Source organism: Haladaptatus sp. HS23 (assembly GCF_056892285.1).
The window spans coordinates 148,072-164,204 of the sequence record NZ_JBXGLH010000009.1 but is presented as its reverse complement, the minus strand read 5'-3'; the positions used below and the strand labels follow the sequence as shown (position 1 = coordinate 164,204).

Genomic DNA, 16,133 nt, shown 5'->3' with positions numbered 1-16,133 from the left:
CGATTTGTCGGTCAGTATGACCGTCGAATACGGGCAGTTCGACCGCGGGCGCGGGATGAACTACTGGCAGTACGACCCCGTTTTACAACACGAAGTCGAGCGTACCTACCCCGGCGACAGGGGCTGGGCGGAGGAGCGCTTCGACGAGTTCGGCGACATCGTCGGGCGAGTCGTTGCCCCGAACTCGGACACCATCGACGAACACGGCCCGGAACTGCACCGATACGACCGATTCGGAGAGCGCACGAACGAAATCGAGTACCACCCGGCCCAGTTCGAAAACGAGCGATTGGTGTACGGCGCGGGATGCGTGGCCGACTCGTTTCGCGCACCGCCGGACCGCGACGCCCCGGCATCCATGCTGCACCATCTGACGATGGACTACCTCCTCGCGTACGCGGACGTGGGACTGACGTGTCCCGTCGCCATGACCGCGGGTGTCGCCCTCGTGTTGGAGCGCTTCGACGGCGGCCACGACGGCCCGCTGTCCGATTTTTACGACCGACTGACCACCCGAGAGTACGACGACTTGCTTCAGGGTGCGATGTTCCTCACGGAACGACAGGGCGGAAGCGACGTCGGCGCGACCGAAACCGTCGCGGAACGCACCGACGACGGATGGAAGTTGACCGGCGAGAAGTGGTTTTGCTCGAACGTCGATTCAGGGGCCATTCTCACGCTCGCGCGGACGCCGGATGCGCCCGACGGAACGGACGGCCTCTCCCTCTTTTTGGTTCCGGGAACCAAACCGGGTGCGGACCGAAACGACGTTTTCGTCCGTCGGTTGAAGGACAAACTCGGGACGATAAGCGTCCCCACCGGCGAAGTCGAGTTCCGCGGCACCGACGCGTCCCTCGTCGGCGAACTCGAATCCGGGTTCCGGTACATGTCCGAGATGCTCAACCTCGAACGCATCGCCAACGCCTTCGCGTCTTGCGGTCTCATCGGACGAGCACTGTTGGAGAGCAAGGTTCGGGCCGCGAACCGCGAGGCGTTCGGCAACTCCATCGACCGGTATCCGCTCATGCGCCGCGACTTGGTGGAGATGGCCGTGGCACACGAGGCGGCGACCGCGTTCACGTTCGACGCTGGACGTGCGTTCGACCGCTACCATCGCGGCGACGACGAGGCCTTCGCGCTCATGCGCCTCCTCGTTCCGATCGCCAAGTCCCGAACTGGCAGCATGGCCGTCGATATCGCGTCGTACGCGATGGAGATTCACGGCGGCAACGGCTACGTGAACGATTTCGTTACGAACCGTCTCCTGCGCGACGCGCAAGTGCTTCCGATTTGGGAGGGCACCTCGAACATCCTCTCGCTCGACGTGCTTCGTGCGCTCGCGCGCGAGGAGGCGCACGAACCGGCGATGGCCCTGATTCGTGACCGATTAGACGGCGTGGAACACGACGACCTCGCCGACCTCGTGGCGACCACCCGCGACGAACTCGATGGCCTCCAGGACGCCTTGATGACGCTGGCAACGGCGGATGAGGAGCACGCCCAACTCCACGCGAAGGAACTAGCCGAATACGTGTTCGACGTGTATACCGCCGCACTGTTACTGTCGGAGGCGGACGGCGAACTCGCGGCGGGCAACGAACGAAAGGAGTTCGTCGCTCGCCAGTTCGTCGCCAACGCGTTCGGTCGCTCCACGGGGCGGGGAATACCCTCCGGAGATACCCTTCCGCTCGACGCCTTCGAGAAAATCGTCCGCTTCGCGTAGAACCGTCCGAGTCGCTTACTTCGCTTCGACGTCGCGCACGTCGTCACAGCACTCGTTGTACTCGCTCTTCGGTGCGCTACACTCCCCGGCACACGGGTGGTCGATGTGTTCGCGGATGCGGGCCGCCACCTCGTCCGAGAGGGCGTTCCCCATCTCCCGCGCCTCCTCTGGGTCGTCGATTTCGAGGTCGCCCAGCAGGAAGTTCTCCGCGAGGCAGTGTTTCCACATGACTTCGCGTGCGGTGTCCTCGCCGTCGTCCGTGAGGGTCGCGCCCTTGTACTTCTCGTAGGTCGCAAGGTCGCGCGCTTCGAGTGTCGTGAGCATCTCGGTGACGCTGGCCGCACTCACGTCCAACGCCGTCGCCAACTCGCCAGTTTTGGCCGGACGGCCGGTGCTCTCACTGACGAGGTGAATCGTACTGAGATAGCGTCCGACGCTCGCGGAAACCTCGCTCATCGTCTGACTCTAGCGGGTGTCACGGACATAAATCATTCCCACCGTCCGATTCGCCCCGAAAATCATGAACGAACGTCGAGACGGTCACTCGAACAACCCGTCCACGTCCGTCTCCCGGAACTCCCGCTTTTCGACGTGCTGACCGAGGCGCTGTGCTATCAGCGCCCTGTCTTCTGGTTGGCGGACGAAATCCATGAGGAACGTGATGAATCGACTCCCCTCATCCCCGGATTCCAAGTCTGCGCGGGCGAACTCCACCGCTCGTTCGAACGTCCCTTCGTCGTAGTCGAACTCCTCGGCTAAAACGACGGCGGCGACCGCTGACGCGTCGAAGTCGAGGTCGTCCGGACGGAGAGCGATTCCGTCGCTCGTCAGTCTCGGCGGCGCGCTGCGCTCGATGTGTTCGGGGTCGTCCCGAACCGCGCGGAGATAGGAACGAACCGCTTCGACGTTGACGCCACGATAGTCGTTCGGGAGTCCGTCGAGATATGCTGCTGCACTTTCTGTGAGGCCGCGTATTCCGGTCCAGTTCCCGTCGCCCGCGTGGTACACGACCGCCGTGAACTGAATCAATCCGTGGAGGAGCCGCTCGTCCTCGGTATCCCGTTCGAGGTCCAACCAGTGGTCCTCCCACGCGTCGTGGGCGGCGTGGAACTCGCCAGCGTTGTAGATTGCGACCCCGGCCCGTAGAAACGCGTCCATACGGTCCATTCCCTGCCGACGAGGAAAAACTCCTACGGATGGTTGCTCTTTCGAATGATGGCGAACGGCACGAAAAGGGTGATGCAGTGACCTGACGGAGCCAACGTCAGTGAGTGTAACCGTCGAAAACGGTTACTTCGCGGTTTTCTTGACGGCCCATTTCTTCAAGTCACGAACGAACAGTCGGTAGTTCTCAACTTTACTCATACACGAGTAAATATCCACGCGAAGGTCAAAAGTGTCACGGTTCGCGCCATATTTGGCCTGCTACACCATGGCAAACGCACGGTCGGCGAAACCTGCGCGAACGACAACGGCCTTCGCGGGGGTCGTTCTACGATTCGTATGGACGACATCGAACGGAAGCGGGCGACGACGGATTCGTTCGGCAGCGTCGCGGCCTCCTACCTCGACAGCGACGTTCACCGGGACGGTGTGGACCTCGAACTCCTCGCCTCGTGGTGCGAGGACGCCACGCGCGGACTCGACATCGCGTGCGGTGCCGGACACACCGGCGGTGCGCTCGCCGAAACGGTCCCCACCGTCATCGCCGCCGATGCCACGCCCGCGATGGTCGAAACGGCCACCGGCGCGTTCCCCGTCTCCGGCACGGTCGCCGACGCGGAGCGACTCCCCTTCGCGGACGAAACCTTCGACGCCGTGACCTGCCGCATCGCGGCCCACCACTTCCCCAATCCGCAGGCGTTCGTGAATGAAGTCGCCCGCGTACTCACGCCCGGCGGCGTCGTCGCCTTCGAGGATAACATCGTTCCCGACGACGAGGAGCTAGCCGTCTTCTACAATCGGTTCGAACGCCTCCGCGACTCGACCCACGGCGAAGCCTATCCGGTCGCACAGTGGCAGGATTGGTTCCGCGACGTCGGACTCACCATCGACGAGTCAGTCACCATGCGCAAGGACCTCGACTACGAATCGTGGGCGGAGCGCACGAACCCCGGAGAGAGTGCGCGAGAGGAGTTGGACGAACTCGTCCGTGGGCCGGAAGCCGAAGCCGTCTACGACGTGACCGTCGAGGACGGAGCAGTGACCGACTTCAGCAACGAGAAGGTGCTGATTCGCGCGGTGAAGTGAGAGAAGGGTTCGCTGCGCTCGTCGGTGTTGTGTTGGCAGAAACGTCCTGACGGAGTTTCACGCGAGTGAAACGAGCGTGAAGCACGTCGGGCCGTAACGGTCCGACGGAGTCTCACACGAGCGGACGCGAGCGTGAGGCAAGTCAGGTCGTGAACAAAGTGAACGTCCTGACGGAGATTTGAACTCGCCGAGACGGTCGCGCTCACATACGTTCGCGCACTGCGTCTCGTCTGCTCAAATCTCCGCGAGTCGTTTTCAGAGCGAAGGCTCTTCGCTTCGCTCATCGCGTTACGCTCTGAAAACGTCCTGACGGAGATTTGAACTCCGGTCCCTGGCTCCGCAAGCCAAGAGGATAGTCCACTACCCTACCAGGACTCATTCATTCATTTCGCGGTCGGCTTAATAGCGCTTGCGATGTGACGACGGTGTGGGGATGCGACCCACCCGCACGAATCGCGGACGCGGCGACCGTGCGGATAACTCAAATCCCCATTTTTCCTTACGCCAGTGCTTTTAGAACGGAAGTGGTGCTCTTTGGTATGCAACGACGAGACATCCTGAAACGTGCGGGTGCGGCGACGACGGTCGGTCTGCTCGGCGGTTGTCTAAGTCGAGAGGGTGGAAGTCCGGGTGGTTCCGGGGAAGACGGGGCTGGAACTGGTACGACCGAGACCACGACGACCACGGCGAGCGAAACCACGACTACCGAAGGGACGACGGAAACGGGAACGACGACGCGGACCTCGACCACGGATACGACCGTGAAAGACCGATCGCTGAAAGTTCTCGGCGCGGAGTGTGGGCAGCCGAAAAACGATGCCGCTATCGAGTTCAAGGACTCGAAAAAACGGCTCGTCGTCACGGGCTCGATGACTGGAAGCGATTCGTGTACCCGACCCACAATCGAGAGCGCAAAGTTCGATTCCGAGTCGGACGCGTTCGTGGTGACGATGGGCACCAAGCAGAAGGACGGCAGCGTCGGGTGCTCCGAGTGCATCACCGAAATCGAATACCGAGCGACGTTCACGTTCGAGGGAGCGCTTCCGAAGTCGGTGAAAGTCACGCACAAGAGCATGGGGGAGTCGAAAGTCGTCGCGGATACCGACAGCGAAAGTTCCACCACCACGGAAAATTAACTCCGACGAAAACATCATTCAGGCACGGAGCGTAGGTTTATCAGTGAAGGGGGAACCACTGTTCTGCATGGAACGAATCGCATCGCAGTCGGCGAACTCCGTCCGATTGCCGACACAAAGACAACGCTTAAGCGACGGCCAACCCTGCAACCGAGTACGATTATGGGCGTTATAGACGAGGTACACGGGGACCTCGACGCCGACATCTCTCTGGACGAGTTCCGGGACGCCGTCGAGGAAAAAGTCGAACAGATGGGCGGGCTTGCGGACGAGGAAACCGCCGCAATGCTCATCGCGCACGAACTGGGCGAAAGCGAGGTGAACGGGGTCGCCGACATCGAACCCGGCATCGAGGAAGTGAAGTTCGTTGCCAAGGTGACGAGCATTGGCGACGTTCGGACCTTCGAACGCGACGGGGACGACGCGGAGGACGGCCACGTCCTGAACGTCGACGTCGCGGACGAGACGGGTTCGATTCGCATCTCGCTCTGGGACGAACACGCGCAGGCCGCGGAAGACCAACTCGAACCGGGGCAGGTACTCCGAATCAAGGGCCGTCCCACGGACGGCTACAGCGGGACCGAGGTCAACGTCGACCAAGCGGAACCCGACGACGACACGGAAATCGACGTGCAGGTACAGGACTCCTACTCCGTGTCCGACCTCTCGCTGGGCCTCTCGGACGTGAACCTACAGGGCAAACTCATCGACACGGGAACCGTCCGAACCTTCGACCGGGACGACGGGTCGGAAGGTAGGGTCGCCAACCTCACCGTCGGTGACGAGACGGGACGGGTCCGAATCACGCTGTGGGACGAACGCGCCGACGCGGCCGAGGAATTGTCTACCGGAATCGCCGTCGAAGTCGTCGACGGTTACGTCCGCGAGCGTGACGGTAACCTCGAACTCCACGTCGGCAACCGCGGTGCCGTCGAGGAGATAGACGCCGACATCGAATACGTGCCGGAGAGTACGCCGATTGAAGACCTCGAAATCGGCGACACGGCCGACATCGTCGGCGTGATTCGCTCCACGGACCCGAAGCGGACCTTCGACCGGGACGACGGGTCGGAAGGACAGGTGAAAAACGTCCGCGTGCAGGACGAAACCGGCGACATCCGCGTCGCGCTGTGGGGCGAAAAAGCGGACCGCGAACTCGCGCCGGGCGACAAAGCCGCCTTCGCGGACGTCTCCATCAAGGACGGTTGGGCCGACGACATCGAGGCCTCCGCTGGATGGCAGTCCACCATCTCCGTCCTCGACAACGGCTCGCCGACGGACGCGGTCAGTGGGAACGACGAAAACGACACGACCGATTCGGAAACCGGTCTCGGTGCGTTCGAAAGCGGGAGCGATACCGACGGCACGACGGATTCCGAAACGAGCACGACGGACGAAACGACGACGGAAAACGCCGGTACGGCAACGACGATCGACGACGGCGAGTTCGTCGAATTCACCGGCACGGTCGTCCAAGCGGGTAATCCCGTCGTGTTGGACGACGGCGACGAAACGCTAAGCGTCGAGACGGACGCGGACGTTCATCTCGGACAAGAAGTCACCGCGCGCGGTGAACGACGCGGCGGGAAACTCGACGCTGAAGACGTCTTCTGAGTCTGTCTCTCCGTTTCCTTTTCGCAACCGACTTCGCTACCTTAACTCTGGAACGGCTCTTCGTCGCGGTGGTTGTCCTTGTTCTGTTCGTCGGTCGCCGCGTCCTCGCGGGCTTCCTTCTGTTCCACTTCCGTCTCGTCTTCGAGTTCCTCCTCGCGGGCTTGTTCGGCCTCCTCTTTGTCCTCCGCTTCCTCGGATTCTTCCTTCTCCTTTGCCATCGTTCGGTCGCGTTCGTGTGGGTCGCTCATCGTGTTCGGAAGTTCGCCGTCTTCCTTTTTATTCGTGCTGGCAGTTTTCCCCCGCCCGCTTTGCCGCGAACAACGGTAGGGAAAGATTAAGGGCGACTGACTTCCGCTGTTGGATTATGAGCGTTGAGCTTCCGTTCGCGCCGGTCGATACGATAATCCGACGGAAAGCAGGCGACCTCCGCGTCAGTGCGGACGCCGCCGAAGAACTCGCACGACGGATTCAGATTCACGGCGCGGAGTTGGCCGTAGACGCGGCGAAACAGGCGACGAAGGACGGACGGAAGACACTGATGGCGGCGGATTTCGGCGTCCAACAGGTCATCGACAAGGACGACCTCGTCCTCCCGGTCGCCCCCGTGGACCGAATCGCTCGTCTCGATATCGACGACGATTATCGGGTTTCGATGGACGCGCGCGTGGCGCTCGCCGACATCCTCGAAGACTACGCCAACAACGTCGCGGCCGCCGCGACGATACTCGCCCACCACGCGGACCGGCGAACGGTTAAGGCGGAGGACATCGAGACTTACTTCAGGCTGTTCGAATGAACTTCGGCTACAGCGAGGTCTGTCTAGCTCACGATACCGGGAAGCGACATCCCGAGAATCCCGACCGACTGCGTGCGATTCGACAGGCCCTCACACGAAAACACGGTGTCGAATACGTCGATGCATCGCCCGCGACCGAAGCCGAAGTGACCGCGGTCCACGACGCGGGGTACGTCGAGGAGTTCCACGAGTTCTGCGAGAGCGGCGGCGGAAACTGGGACCCGGATACCGTCGCCGTCGAGGAGTCGTGGGACGCCGCGCTCGAAAGTGCGGGACTGGCTGAATGGGCCGCGAAGGCGGCTCTCGAGGGAGACGACGGTCGTTCGACCCCGTTCGCATTAGGTCGTCCTCCGGGACATCACGCCGTGGAGGACGACGCCATGGGATTTTGTTTCTTCAACAACGCCGCCGTCGCGGCCCAAGCGGTCATCGATGACGGCGATGCGGAGCGGGTCGCGATAATCGACTGGGACGTTCACCACGGCAACGGAACGCAGGACATCTTCTACGGCGAAGGGGACGTGTTCTACGTCTCGATTCACGAGGACGGACTGTATCCCGGCACGGGCGAAATCGAGGAATCGGGCGAAGGGAATGGGGACGGAACGACCCTTAACGCCCCGCTCCCGGCGGGGGCTGGCGACCCGGAATACCGTTCGGTGTTCAACGACCTCATCGAACCCGCGATTCTCGACTTCGACCCGGACCTCGTGCTCGTGAGCGCGGGATTCGACGCCCACCGTCACGACCCCATCTCCCGAATGCGCGTCTCGACGGAGGGGTACGGCATGCTCACCGCTCGCGTTCGAGCGCTGGCGGACGAGGCGGGTGCGGCGCTCGGGTTCGTCCTCGAAGGCGGATACGGCTTGGACACGCTTTCGGACGGCGTCGCGATGGTCCACGAGGTGTTCGACGGGATGGACCCCGTCGTCCCCGACGAGGAGGCGAACGAGGAAGTTCGCGACCTGATTGGGGACGTACGCGATACGCACCCGGCACTGGAGTCGGATTCCGACGCCTAACCGTCCGTGACGTTCCCGACTCGTTCCTGATTCCGGATTTCCCTGTTCGCCTCGGTCGGCGTTGCATTCGAGCGCGCCCACATTTTCAAAAATAAGCCACAATTTATCAGCTAACGCGCTGTAGCATCGTCACGCTCAGGGGTGGGTCGATGAGACAGGAATCACGCGACGTAGCGATATTGCACGATAGGTTTCCCGCCATGGGGGGCGGCGAACGGTTCGCCATCGAAGCCGCACGGGTACTCGATGCGCCAATTTACACGATGTACGTGGCGGACGGCGTCCGCGTTCCCGACGACGTGACCGTCGTTCCGATACGGCAGGAAAAGTACACGCAGGGGCTTTCGGGCAGGTTGCTCGAATGGAAAAACGAGGGGATAAACCCGCTGGAAACGCTTTCCGTGGCGCTCGATTTGACCGACGCGCACGACGAACTGACGGAGTACGACGTCCTCCTCGAAAGCGCGCCGCTCTCGAAGTCCTACGTTCCGCCGGTCGAACAGACGGTTCTTCACTACCCGCACAGCCCACCGCGATGGCTCTATGACCTCTACCGCGAACGACTCGCCGGGTTCGACTACCCCGGCATCGAGTTCGCGCTGAAGGGCTATGCGAAGGTGTGGCGGGCACTGGACAAGGAAGGAAACGAGTACGTCGACCGATTCGTCGCCAACAGCGAACTCGTTCGCGACCGAATCCAACGCTACTACGACCGGGACGCTGCCGTTATCTATCCGCCCGTCACCGGCGACTGGCAAAACGACGGCGACGACGGTTATTTCGTCACGTGGTCCCGCCTCGCACCGGAGAAGCGCATCGACCTCATCGTCGACGCATTCGCGGGCTTGGACGAACGTCTCGTCGTCGTCGGCGACGGGGGAGAACGTGACCGCCTCGAACGGAAAGCACGTGGGCACGACAACATCGACCTCCTCGGATACGTCGAGAACGTCCCGGAAGTCGTCTCCCGCGCCACCGCCGTCGTCTACGCGCCGAAAAACGAGGACTTCGGATTAGTCGGTGCGGAGGCGTTGACGGCCGGGAAGCCGCTCATCGGCGTGGACGAGGGCTACACCCGACAGCAAGTCGTGGAGGGACGGACGGGGCTTCGATTCGACCCGTCGGTCGAGTCGCTCAGGGAAACCGTCGAACGGTTCGACCCGGACGACTTCGACGCGGACGAAATCCGACAGTTCGCCCGTCGATACGACCGGGCGACGTTCGCCGAATCCTTGCTCGAACTGGTCAACAGAACGCACGCGGAAGCGGCCGAAAAGCGTGCCGCAGTCGATGCCGATGATACGAAAACCATACACATCCGATGAGCCGCGGGTTTCAGTCGTCGTTCCGACGCTTCCGGGGAACGACCACGACGCGGTGGTCGCCGCCCTGCGAAATCAGACCGTCACCGATTTCGAAGTCCTGTTGGTAGACGACGCGTCGCTCGACATCTGTGAGGCGCGGAACGCCGGAATCGAGGCAGCAACCGCAGACGTGGTAGCGCTCACCGACGACGACTGTCTTCCACCGCCGGATTGGGTGGAGACGGTCGAAAACGCCCTCGCGGACGACGCCGTCTGCGTCGAGGGGAGGGTCAGCGGCGGACGTATCTACCGCGGAGCGGGCCTGTACGTCGGGTGCAATCTCGCCTTCGACCGGGAGACGGCACTCCGCGCGGGTGGGTTTCGAAGCGAGTACGCGGGGTGGCGTGACGACACGGAGTTCGGATGGCGGATGGAGGCCTACGGGTCGTGTCGGTACGACTCGGCGTTGGCGATGTCACATCCCGACCGCCCGCGTGCTGACATCGACACCGAGAAAGAGGCGCGCCTGAAACGCGAGTATCCGCGGCAATACGAGGAGCGAATCGTTCCCGAGACGGCGCTTGGCAGGGTCAACGACTGGCTGTGGCGGCAGGGGGTCTGGAACGCGATTGACAGAGTTCGGAGCGTGGGGGGCGGTCGATGACGTTCGACGATTGGGTCGAAGAGAGTCGCGACAGACTTCATCGAGACGGTTGGCGGAGTGCGAATACGTCCGCGTACGAACTCTACAAAGGGATTCTCCGTCGAATCGGCGAACACCGGCAGTTCGGCGAGTCGATATACGACCATCGGTGGGACGCGCTCGTCGTCCTCGACGGTTGCCGGTTCGACTGCATGTGCGAGGTCGCACCGGACGTTCCCTTCGTGGAGCGCGTCTGGCGCTTCGATTCGGCGGGGACCCGTTCGGACGAGTGGATGCGCGAGAACTTCGGAACGCGGGATTGCTCGGATACGGTCCACGTCACTGCGAACCCGAACTCCGCGCACCACCTCGACCCCGACAACTTCGCCCGATTGGACGAAGTGTGGCGCGACGGATGGGACGACCAACTGGGGACGGTTCCCGCCCGCACCGTCACCGACCGAGCAATCGTGGCCGGACGCGAGGAGGACCCGAACAAACTCGTCGTCCACTACATGCAACCGCACTTCCCGTCGATTCCGGACCCGCTTCCGGGCGACGCCATGAGCAAGGACGAGTTCGGCGAGCGCGTCGGCGTCTGGGAGCGCTTGCGGCGCGGGGACCTCACCCGCGAGCAGGTGTGGCAGTCGTACCGCGACAACCTCCGGTACGCCCTCTCGGAGGTGGGCGTTCTCCTCGACAACCTCGACGCCGAGCGCGTCGTCATCACGGCCGACCACGGCAACGGTTTCGGCGAGTGGTACGTCTACGGCCACCCCGACAGCACGCCGATTCGCGCCCTCCGCGAGGTCCCGTGGGTGGTCACGACCGGGACCGATACCGGAAGCCACGACCCCGAGGAGTGGATGGAAGGGGCCGTCGCGTCGAACGACGGACGGGCGACGAACGAACCCAACGCATCGGTCGAAGAGCGCCTCTCGGAGTTGGGATACCGATGAACGTCGCGCTCGTCGTCCTCGACACCCTCCGGAAGGACGCCTTCGACAGCCACTTCGACTGGCTTCCGGGAACGCGGTTCGAGAACGCCTATTCGACCTCCCACTGGACGGTTCCCGCCCACGCCTCCCTGTTCGCGGGGAAGTATCCGAGCGAGTTGGGCGTCTACGCCGGGGCACAACGACTCGACTGTCCCGAACCGGTCCTCGCGGAATCGTTCGGGTCGTCCGACTACACCACCCGCGCCTTCAGCGCCAACGTCAACATCTCGCGCCCGTTCGACTTCCACCGCGGGTTCGACCGGTTCGAGGGGAGTTGGCGACTCGACGCCCTCTCCGAGGACGTCTTCGACTGGGACGGCTTCATCACCGAGACGCGGGACATGGGGCCACAGCGCTATCTCGTCGCCCTGTGCGACGTGCTGTTGGGCGACTGCGATACCGTCCCGTCGTTAAAGCGCGGCGCGTTCCTCAAACTCCGTGATTTGGGAATGGGCCGGACGACCCGCGACGACGGTGCGACGGAGGCGCTCCAGTTCGTCCGCGAGACGGACTTCGACGACGACGAGTTCCTCTTCGTCAACCTGATGGAGGCCCACACTCCCTACGCTCCGCCCGAGGAGTTCCGAACCGTGGACCCGCCGGAACTCGACGGCCTTCGGGCGACGCTCTCGTCGCCGGACGCGGACCCGGAACGAATCCGGCGGGCCTACGACGACGGCGTTCGCTACCTCGCGGACCGGTATCGCGCCATCTTCGCGGAACTGGGGGCGGAGTTCGACTACGTCGTCACGCTCGCGGACCACGGCGAAGCCCTCGGCGAACACGGCGCGTGGGAACATCTCTGTGGCCTCTATCCCGAGGTGACGAAGGTACCCCTCTGCATCTGGAGCAAAGAGAACGAACCCGGGAACTCCGACCGCCGCACGGACCCGGTCAGTCTCCTCGACGTCCATCGAACGATGCTCGACATCGCGGGCATCGGCGGCGACTCGCGGGGACGGAACCTCCTCGGCGAACCGGACGCGGACGACGAACCGGAGTGGTTGGTCGAATACCACGGCCTGACGGACCGCCACCGCGCCGCACTGTCCCGCGACGGGTTCGATATCGACCCGCTCGATACGGAACTGCACGGCCTCGTCGCCTCGAATTACTACGGCTGGGAGACGCCCGACGGCTTCCGCGAGGACGGCGAAATACAAAAGCCGCGTGAACGGATTGAGTCATTAGTGAACGATTTGGACCGACGCACCGTGACGAACGACATGGCCGTTTCCGCCGCCGTCGAGGAGCAACTCCGCGACCTCGGCTATGCATGAGCGAGGCGGCGAAAACCAACCTCAGTAGCGAGACGCTGGGCGGAACCGTCGCCCAGTTTACGATGGCGCTCATCGGCTTCGCCGGAACCATCATCTTCGCCCGATGGCTCGGGCCGAGCGCGTTCGGCGGGGTTTACCTCCTCTACGCGCTGGTGAAGTTCGCGGACCGACCGATGAACGGGTGGTCGCTCGCCGGGAAAAAGCGCGTCTCCGAATCCGACGCCCTCCGTCCCTTCGCCTTCGGCGCACAACTGCTGTTCGACGCCGGATGGCTCCTCCTCGCGGGAATCGTCATCTTCCTCGCGGGTGACGCCCTCCGCAACTACACCGGACTCGCGCTCGCTCCGGTGTTGCTCGTCTGTCTGCTCGCTACTGAATCGGTGTTCGAAACGATAGCGAGTCTCGCCCAAGGCCGCGGCCGAATCAGTGCCACCACGTGGGTCGATACGCTCAGGTCGGTGTTCACCCTCCCGCTCCAAATCGGGTTCGTCGCCCTGCTCAGCACCGCGACCGTCGTCGGGTCGGCCGGGATGGTCTTCGGCCTGTCGCTCGCCTCCGCGCTGACCGTCCCGTTCGAAGTCGGTCTCGTCGCGGCCCGTCCCGCGCTTCCGTCCCGCGCGTTCGTCCGCAACCTCGCCGAGTACGCACGATACAGTATCCCCTCCACTTTTCTGGGAACGACCTACGACCGCCTCGACGTGCTTCTCCTCGGCTTCCTCCTCGCCAACGGCACGGCGGCGGCCGGGTGGTACGAAGTCGCGTGGAAGTTTACCCTCCCGGCCGTGTTCGTTGCCGACATGGCCGGTCGCGGTCTGATGACGACGGTCAGCGCTCGGGACGAGCGCGTCGGCGGTGCCGCCCGCGACATCTCGAACACGCTGGCCTACGCGGGTATCCTCGCGTTTCCCATCCTCTTCGGGTCGCTGGCGCTCTCGAAACCCCTCGTCGTGACCGTGTACGGCCCGGACTACAAGAATGCCGCCGTCCTGCTCATCGGTCTCGCCGCCTATCGCGTCGTCCGCACGCAGAGCGGCCCGCTCTTGCAGGCCATCAACGGGTTCGACAGACCGGACGCGGCGATGCGACTCTCGGCGCTCGCGGTCGGTATCAACCTCGTTTTAGGCGTCCCCCTCACACTTGGATACGGTCCGATAGGTGTCGTCCTCGCCACCATCGTTGCGGAATCGGTCATGTATCTCGGCGCGCTCCGATTCCTCCGGGCCGAAATCGTCGGCATCACCCCCATCTCACGCCCGATGGCCGCACAGGTCGGTGCGAGTCTTGTCATGTTCGTCGCCGTCTCCATTGCTCACACGTTCGTTCCCGTGGCGTCGTGGACCGACCTCCTCTCGCTCGTCTCCCTCGGCGGTGCGGTCTACGTCGGCGTCCTCCTCGTCGTCAGTCCCGGCGTTCGACACACGCTCGGCGAGGCGGTTCGCGGGTCGTTTCCCTCATCGTAGCGCTTCCGACCATCCGTCGTGATTTTCGACGCTCCGACCCTCGACGATGAGCGTGTCGACGGTATCGGACTCGCCGTGAACCGGGCGGATGATGACGTCGAGCGCGAGACAGCCCAGCCTTTTCGTCCAGTTTCTCGTCCGAAACCTGACGAACTCGTCGTCCGCGGCCTCGTCGATTCTGTCGCGCAACTCCGCCTGTACGTCCGCCGAAAACGACCACCACGGCGTCTTCCAGAACGATTTTCCTTCGACTGTCCCCGATTTTTCATCGACTGCGTCGAGGGCGGTCTGATTGACCGCGATGACGGTCCCGTTCGTTTCGAGGAGTCCGATGAAGGAAAAGGGGTCGTTGAACACGGCCTCGAATCGCCGTTCGCTCTCGTGGAGGGCGCACTCTGTACGGTATTTCTCCACGGCGTTCGCCACGACGTTCGCGAGGACGGTGTACTGGTCCACGCCGCTCTCCTTCTGGAGATACCCCGAGATGCCGGCGGAAATCGCCTCGCTCGCTATCTCCTCGCTTCCCTTGCCGGTGAACAGGACGAACGGCAGTTGGGGGTGGTCGTCTCGAACCGCGTCGAGGAGTTCGAGGCCGTTCATGGTCGGCATGTCGTAGTCGCTGACGACACAGTCGAAGTCGTCGGCTTTCAGTCGCGCGAGCGCGTCGCCGGGGTTCGTCACCGCGTCCGTCTCCAGCGCGTCGTGTTCCCGTTCCAAAAACAGGGCCGCCATATCCGCGAGGTCCCGTTCGTCATCGACAAGCAACACGCGGATCGGCATTACCATACCCGTTGGTGTCCGCTGACCATCGTAAGCTTGACGGGTCTGGCATCCACCGATTTGTTTTCTGTAAAGAATACTGTGTTAAAAGGCGCTCGGGGACAGAAGCTATAACGTTGTTCCGTGACGAATGGAATGGTGATGTCACTCCTCAAGATCAACATCGAAAAGCCGGCGCTCGTCGAGGAACGAGTGTACCCCGACGAGGATTCCGCACCCGCGACCGTCAGCACGAGTACCACGACGGAGTCGGATTCGTCGGGTCCGTCGCTGACGACGCTGTTGAAACCGCTCTTCGGCGTGCTCTTCGTCGCGGGCCTCGCCCTGTTCGTCGCCAAACGTCGCTTCGGAACGGGAGACGACGAGGAAGACGAAGTCAGTGCGGACGATTTCAGTTCCGAACCCGCCGGAAGCGGGAAACTCACCCGAAAGCTCGGCCTCCTCGCCAGTCTCCTCGGCGTCGTACTCGTCGCACAGAAACGACGCGGCGCGGACTCGGACGAGTAGCCTCGACTATCAGATAACTGAACTGCGTTTTCTCTATCCTGTCGCACCAAGAGTTAAATAGGTTGAACTGCCTGTATTCTAAATATCGAATGAGTATCAAGACAGCCGATTACGACCTGCGCGAACTCCGCAGGATGGCTGACGAGGACGAACCACCCCTCGACCTCGCTGCGGACGACGACGAACGAGCGGCGGAGAACTTCCTTCGGCTTGGTCAGCGCGAGGAGTTGCTGAAACTCCAAACCAAGCTGTTGGCGTCCGGGTCGCTCCCCGAAAAGCCATATCTGACGGGACTGCCGACCCGCTACGGTGCGGAAGTCATCGTCTTCGAATGGCTAGACTTCCTCATCGAAAAGGCGGGCTTCGAGAACACCGGCAACGCGCTCTCGTACTACATGGACGTCGAGTGGCTGAGCGAACCCGCCTACGAGTCCCTTCGGTCGTACATGTACGGTTTCTCGGAGACGGACCGATTCGGTTCGGCGGGACCCGCGCCGCTCGATACGAGCGACCACGTGCTGAGCCTCATCTACATCGCTCGCCTCGCGTCGCTCTGAGCTGGCTCTTCCACCTGCCCATCGATACTCCATCTTCCCATCTCCCATTCTTCGAACGGAACG

General features: G+C 62.9%; 17 protein-coding genes and 1 tRNA gene. 13 read left to right on the top strand and 5 right to left on the bottom strand.

The window, feature by feature from the left end; translation table 11 throughout:
• The first annotated feature begins 16 nt into the window (after positions 1-16).
• A complete protein-coding gene (locus AC1XDK_RS21895; RefSeq protein ID WP_483352096.1) occupies positions 17-1,723 on the top strand; it encodes an acyl-CoA dehydrogenase family protein in 1,707 nt (568 codons plus the stop codon).
• A gap of 15 nt (positions 1,724-1,738) precedes the next feature.
• Here AC1XDK_RS21895 and AC1XDK_RS21890 read toward each other — a convergent pair whose 3' ends face one another.
• Positions 1,739-2,179 (bottom strand): metal-dependent transcriptional regulator, encoded by a 441-nt coding sequence (locus AC1XDK_RS21890; RefSeq protein WP_483352095.1) that lies wholly within the window; start codon positions 2,177-2,179, stop codon positions 1,739-1,741.
• Between the two features lie 84 nt (positions 2,180-2,263).
• Entirely contained in the window at positions 2,264-2,881 is a 618-nt protein-coding gene (locus AC1XDK_RS21885; RefSeq protein ID WP_483352094.1) for a DUF309 domain-containing protein, read from the bottom strand.
• Positions 2,882-3,226: 345 nt separating this feature from the next.
• On the opposite strand from AC1XDK_RS21885, the gene AC1XDK_RS21880 reads away from it, so the two are divergent.
• Positions 3,227-3,973, top strand: a complete 747-nt coding sequence (locus tag AC1XDK_RS21880; RefSeq protein ID WP_483352093.1) for a class I SAM-dependent methyltransferase — start codon at positions 3,227-3,229, stop codon at positions 3,971-3,973.
• A gap of 302 nt (positions 3,974-4,275) precedes the next feature.
• On the opposite strand, the gene AC1XDK_RS21875 is transcribed toward AC1XDK_RS21880, so the two are convergent.
• A tRNA-Arg gene (locus tag AC1XDK_RS21875) sits at positions 4,276-4,348 on the bottom strand.
• Positions 4,349-4,512: 164 nt separating this feature from the next.
• Here AC1XDK_RS21875 and AC1XDK_RS21870 point away from each other — a divergent pair.
• Together AC1XDK_RS21870 and AC1XDK_RS21865 are read left to right on the top strand one after the other, a co-directional pair.
• Positions 4,513-5,109, top strand: coding sequence for a hypothetical protein (locus AC1XDK_RS21870; protein WP_483352092.1), 597 nt, complete (start codon positions 4,513-4,515; stop codon positions 5,107-5,109).
• Between the two features lie 162 nt (positions 5,110-5,271).
• Positions 5,272-6,723, top strand: a complete 1,452-nt coding sequence (locus AC1XDK_RS21865; RefSeq protein WP_483352091.1) for a single-stranded DNA binding protein — start codon at positions 5,272-5,274, stop codon at positions 6,721-6,723.
• Positions 6,724-6,764: 41 nt separating this feature from the next.
• Here AC1XDK_RS21865 and AC1XDK_RS21860 read toward each other — a convergent pair whose 3' ends face one another.
• Positions 6,765-6,971: a hypothetical protein gene (locus tag AC1XDK_RS21860; RefSeq protein ID WP_483352089.1), complete on the bottom strand. Its 207-nt coding sequence runs from the start codon at positions 6,969-6,971 to the stop codon at positions 6,765-6,767.
• Between the two features lie 116 nt (positions 6,972-7,087).
• Between AC1XDK_RS21860 and AC1XDK_RS21855 the strand changes: the two genes are divergently transcribed.
• The 7 genes from AC1XDK_RS21855 to AC1XDK_RS21825 all read left to right on the top strand — a co-directional run bounded on the left by AC1XDK_RS21855 (position 7,088) and on the right by AC1XDK_RS21825 (position 14,226).
• A complete protein-coding gene (locus AC1XDK_RS21855; RefSeq protein ID WP_231184937.1) occupies positions 7,088-7,519 on the top strand; it encodes a histone family protein in 432 nt (143 codons plus the stop codon).
• Complete coding sequence (locus AC1XDK_RS21850; protein WP_483352088.1) at positions 7,516-8,541, top strand: histone deacetylase family protein; 1,026 nt, start codon at positions 7,516-7,518, stop codon at positions 8,539-8,541. The genes AC1XDK_RS21855 and AC1XDK_RS21850 overlap by 4 nt, the downstream gene beginning before the upstream one ends.
• Before the next feature lie 149 nt (positions 8,542-8,690).
• A complete protein-coding gene (locus AC1XDK_RS21845) occupies positions 8,691-9,866 on the top strand; it encodes a glycosyltransferase (protein WP_483352087.1) in 1,176 nt (391 codons plus the stop codon).
• Positions 9,838-10,509 (top strand): glycosyltransferase family 2 protein, encoded by a 672-nt coding sequence (locus AC1XDK_RS21840; protein ID WP_483352086.1) that lies wholly within the window; start codon positions 9,838-9,840, stop codon positions 10,507-10,509. Before AC1XDK_RS21845 ends, AC1XDK_RS21840 begins: the two co-directional genes overlap by 29 nt.
• Positions 10,506-11,447 carry a sulfatase-like hydrolase/transferase gene (locus AC1XDK_RS21835; protein ID WP_483352085.1) on the top strand — a complete coding sequence of 314 codons (942 nt, stop codon included), beginning with the start codon at positions 10,506-10,508 and terminating at the stop codon, positions 11,445-11,447. Before AC1XDK_RS21840 ends, AC1XDK_RS21835 begins: the two co-directional genes overlap by 4 nt.
• Positions 11,444-12,766 (top strand): sulfatase-like hydrolase/transferase, encoded by a 1,323-nt coding sequence (locus tag AC1XDK_RS21830; protein WP_483352084.1) that lies wholly within the window; start codon positions 11,444-11,446, stop codon positions 12,764-12,766. Before AC1XDK_RS21835 ends, AC1XDK_RS21830 begins: the two co-directional genes overlap by 4 nt.
• A complete protein-coding gene (locus tag AC1XDK_RS21825) occupies positions 12,763-14,226 on the top strand; it encodes an oligosaccharide flippase family protein (protein WP_483352082.1) in 1,464 nt (487 codons plus the stop codon). The genes AC1XDK_RS21830 and AC1XDK_RS21825 overlap by 4 nt, the downstream gene beginning before the upstream one ends.
• Here AC1XDK_RS21825 and AC1XDK_RS21820 read toward each other — a convergent pair.
• Positions 14,218-15,012 (bottom strand): response regulator, encoded by a 795-nt coding sequence (locus AC1XDK_RS21820; protein WP_483352081.1) that lies wholly within the window; start codon positions 15,010-15,012, stop codon positions 14,218-14,220. The two genes, AC1XDK_RS21825 and AC1XDK_RS21820, sit on opposite strands and share 9 nt — an antisense overlap.
• A 135-nt stretch (positions 15,013-15,147) precedes the next feature.
• Here AC1XDK_RS21820 and AC1XDK_RS21815 point away from each other — a divergent pair, with 135 nt between their 5' ends.
• Positions 15,148-15,513, top strand: a complete 366-nt coding sequence (locus AC1XDK_RS21815; RefSeq protein ID WP_483352080.1) for a hypothetical protein — start codon at positions 15,148-15,150, stop codon at positions 15,511-15,513.
• 89 nt (positions 15,514-15,602) lie between these two features.
• Positions 15,603-16,070 carry a FlaD/FlaE family flagellar protein gene (locus tag AC1XDK_RS21810; RefSeq protein ID WP_483352079.1) on the top strand — a complete coding sequence of 156 codons (468 nt, stop codon included), beginning with the start codon at positions 15,603-15,605 and terminating at the stop codon, positions 16,068-16,070.
• Positions 16,071-16,133: the final 63 nt, after the last annotated feature.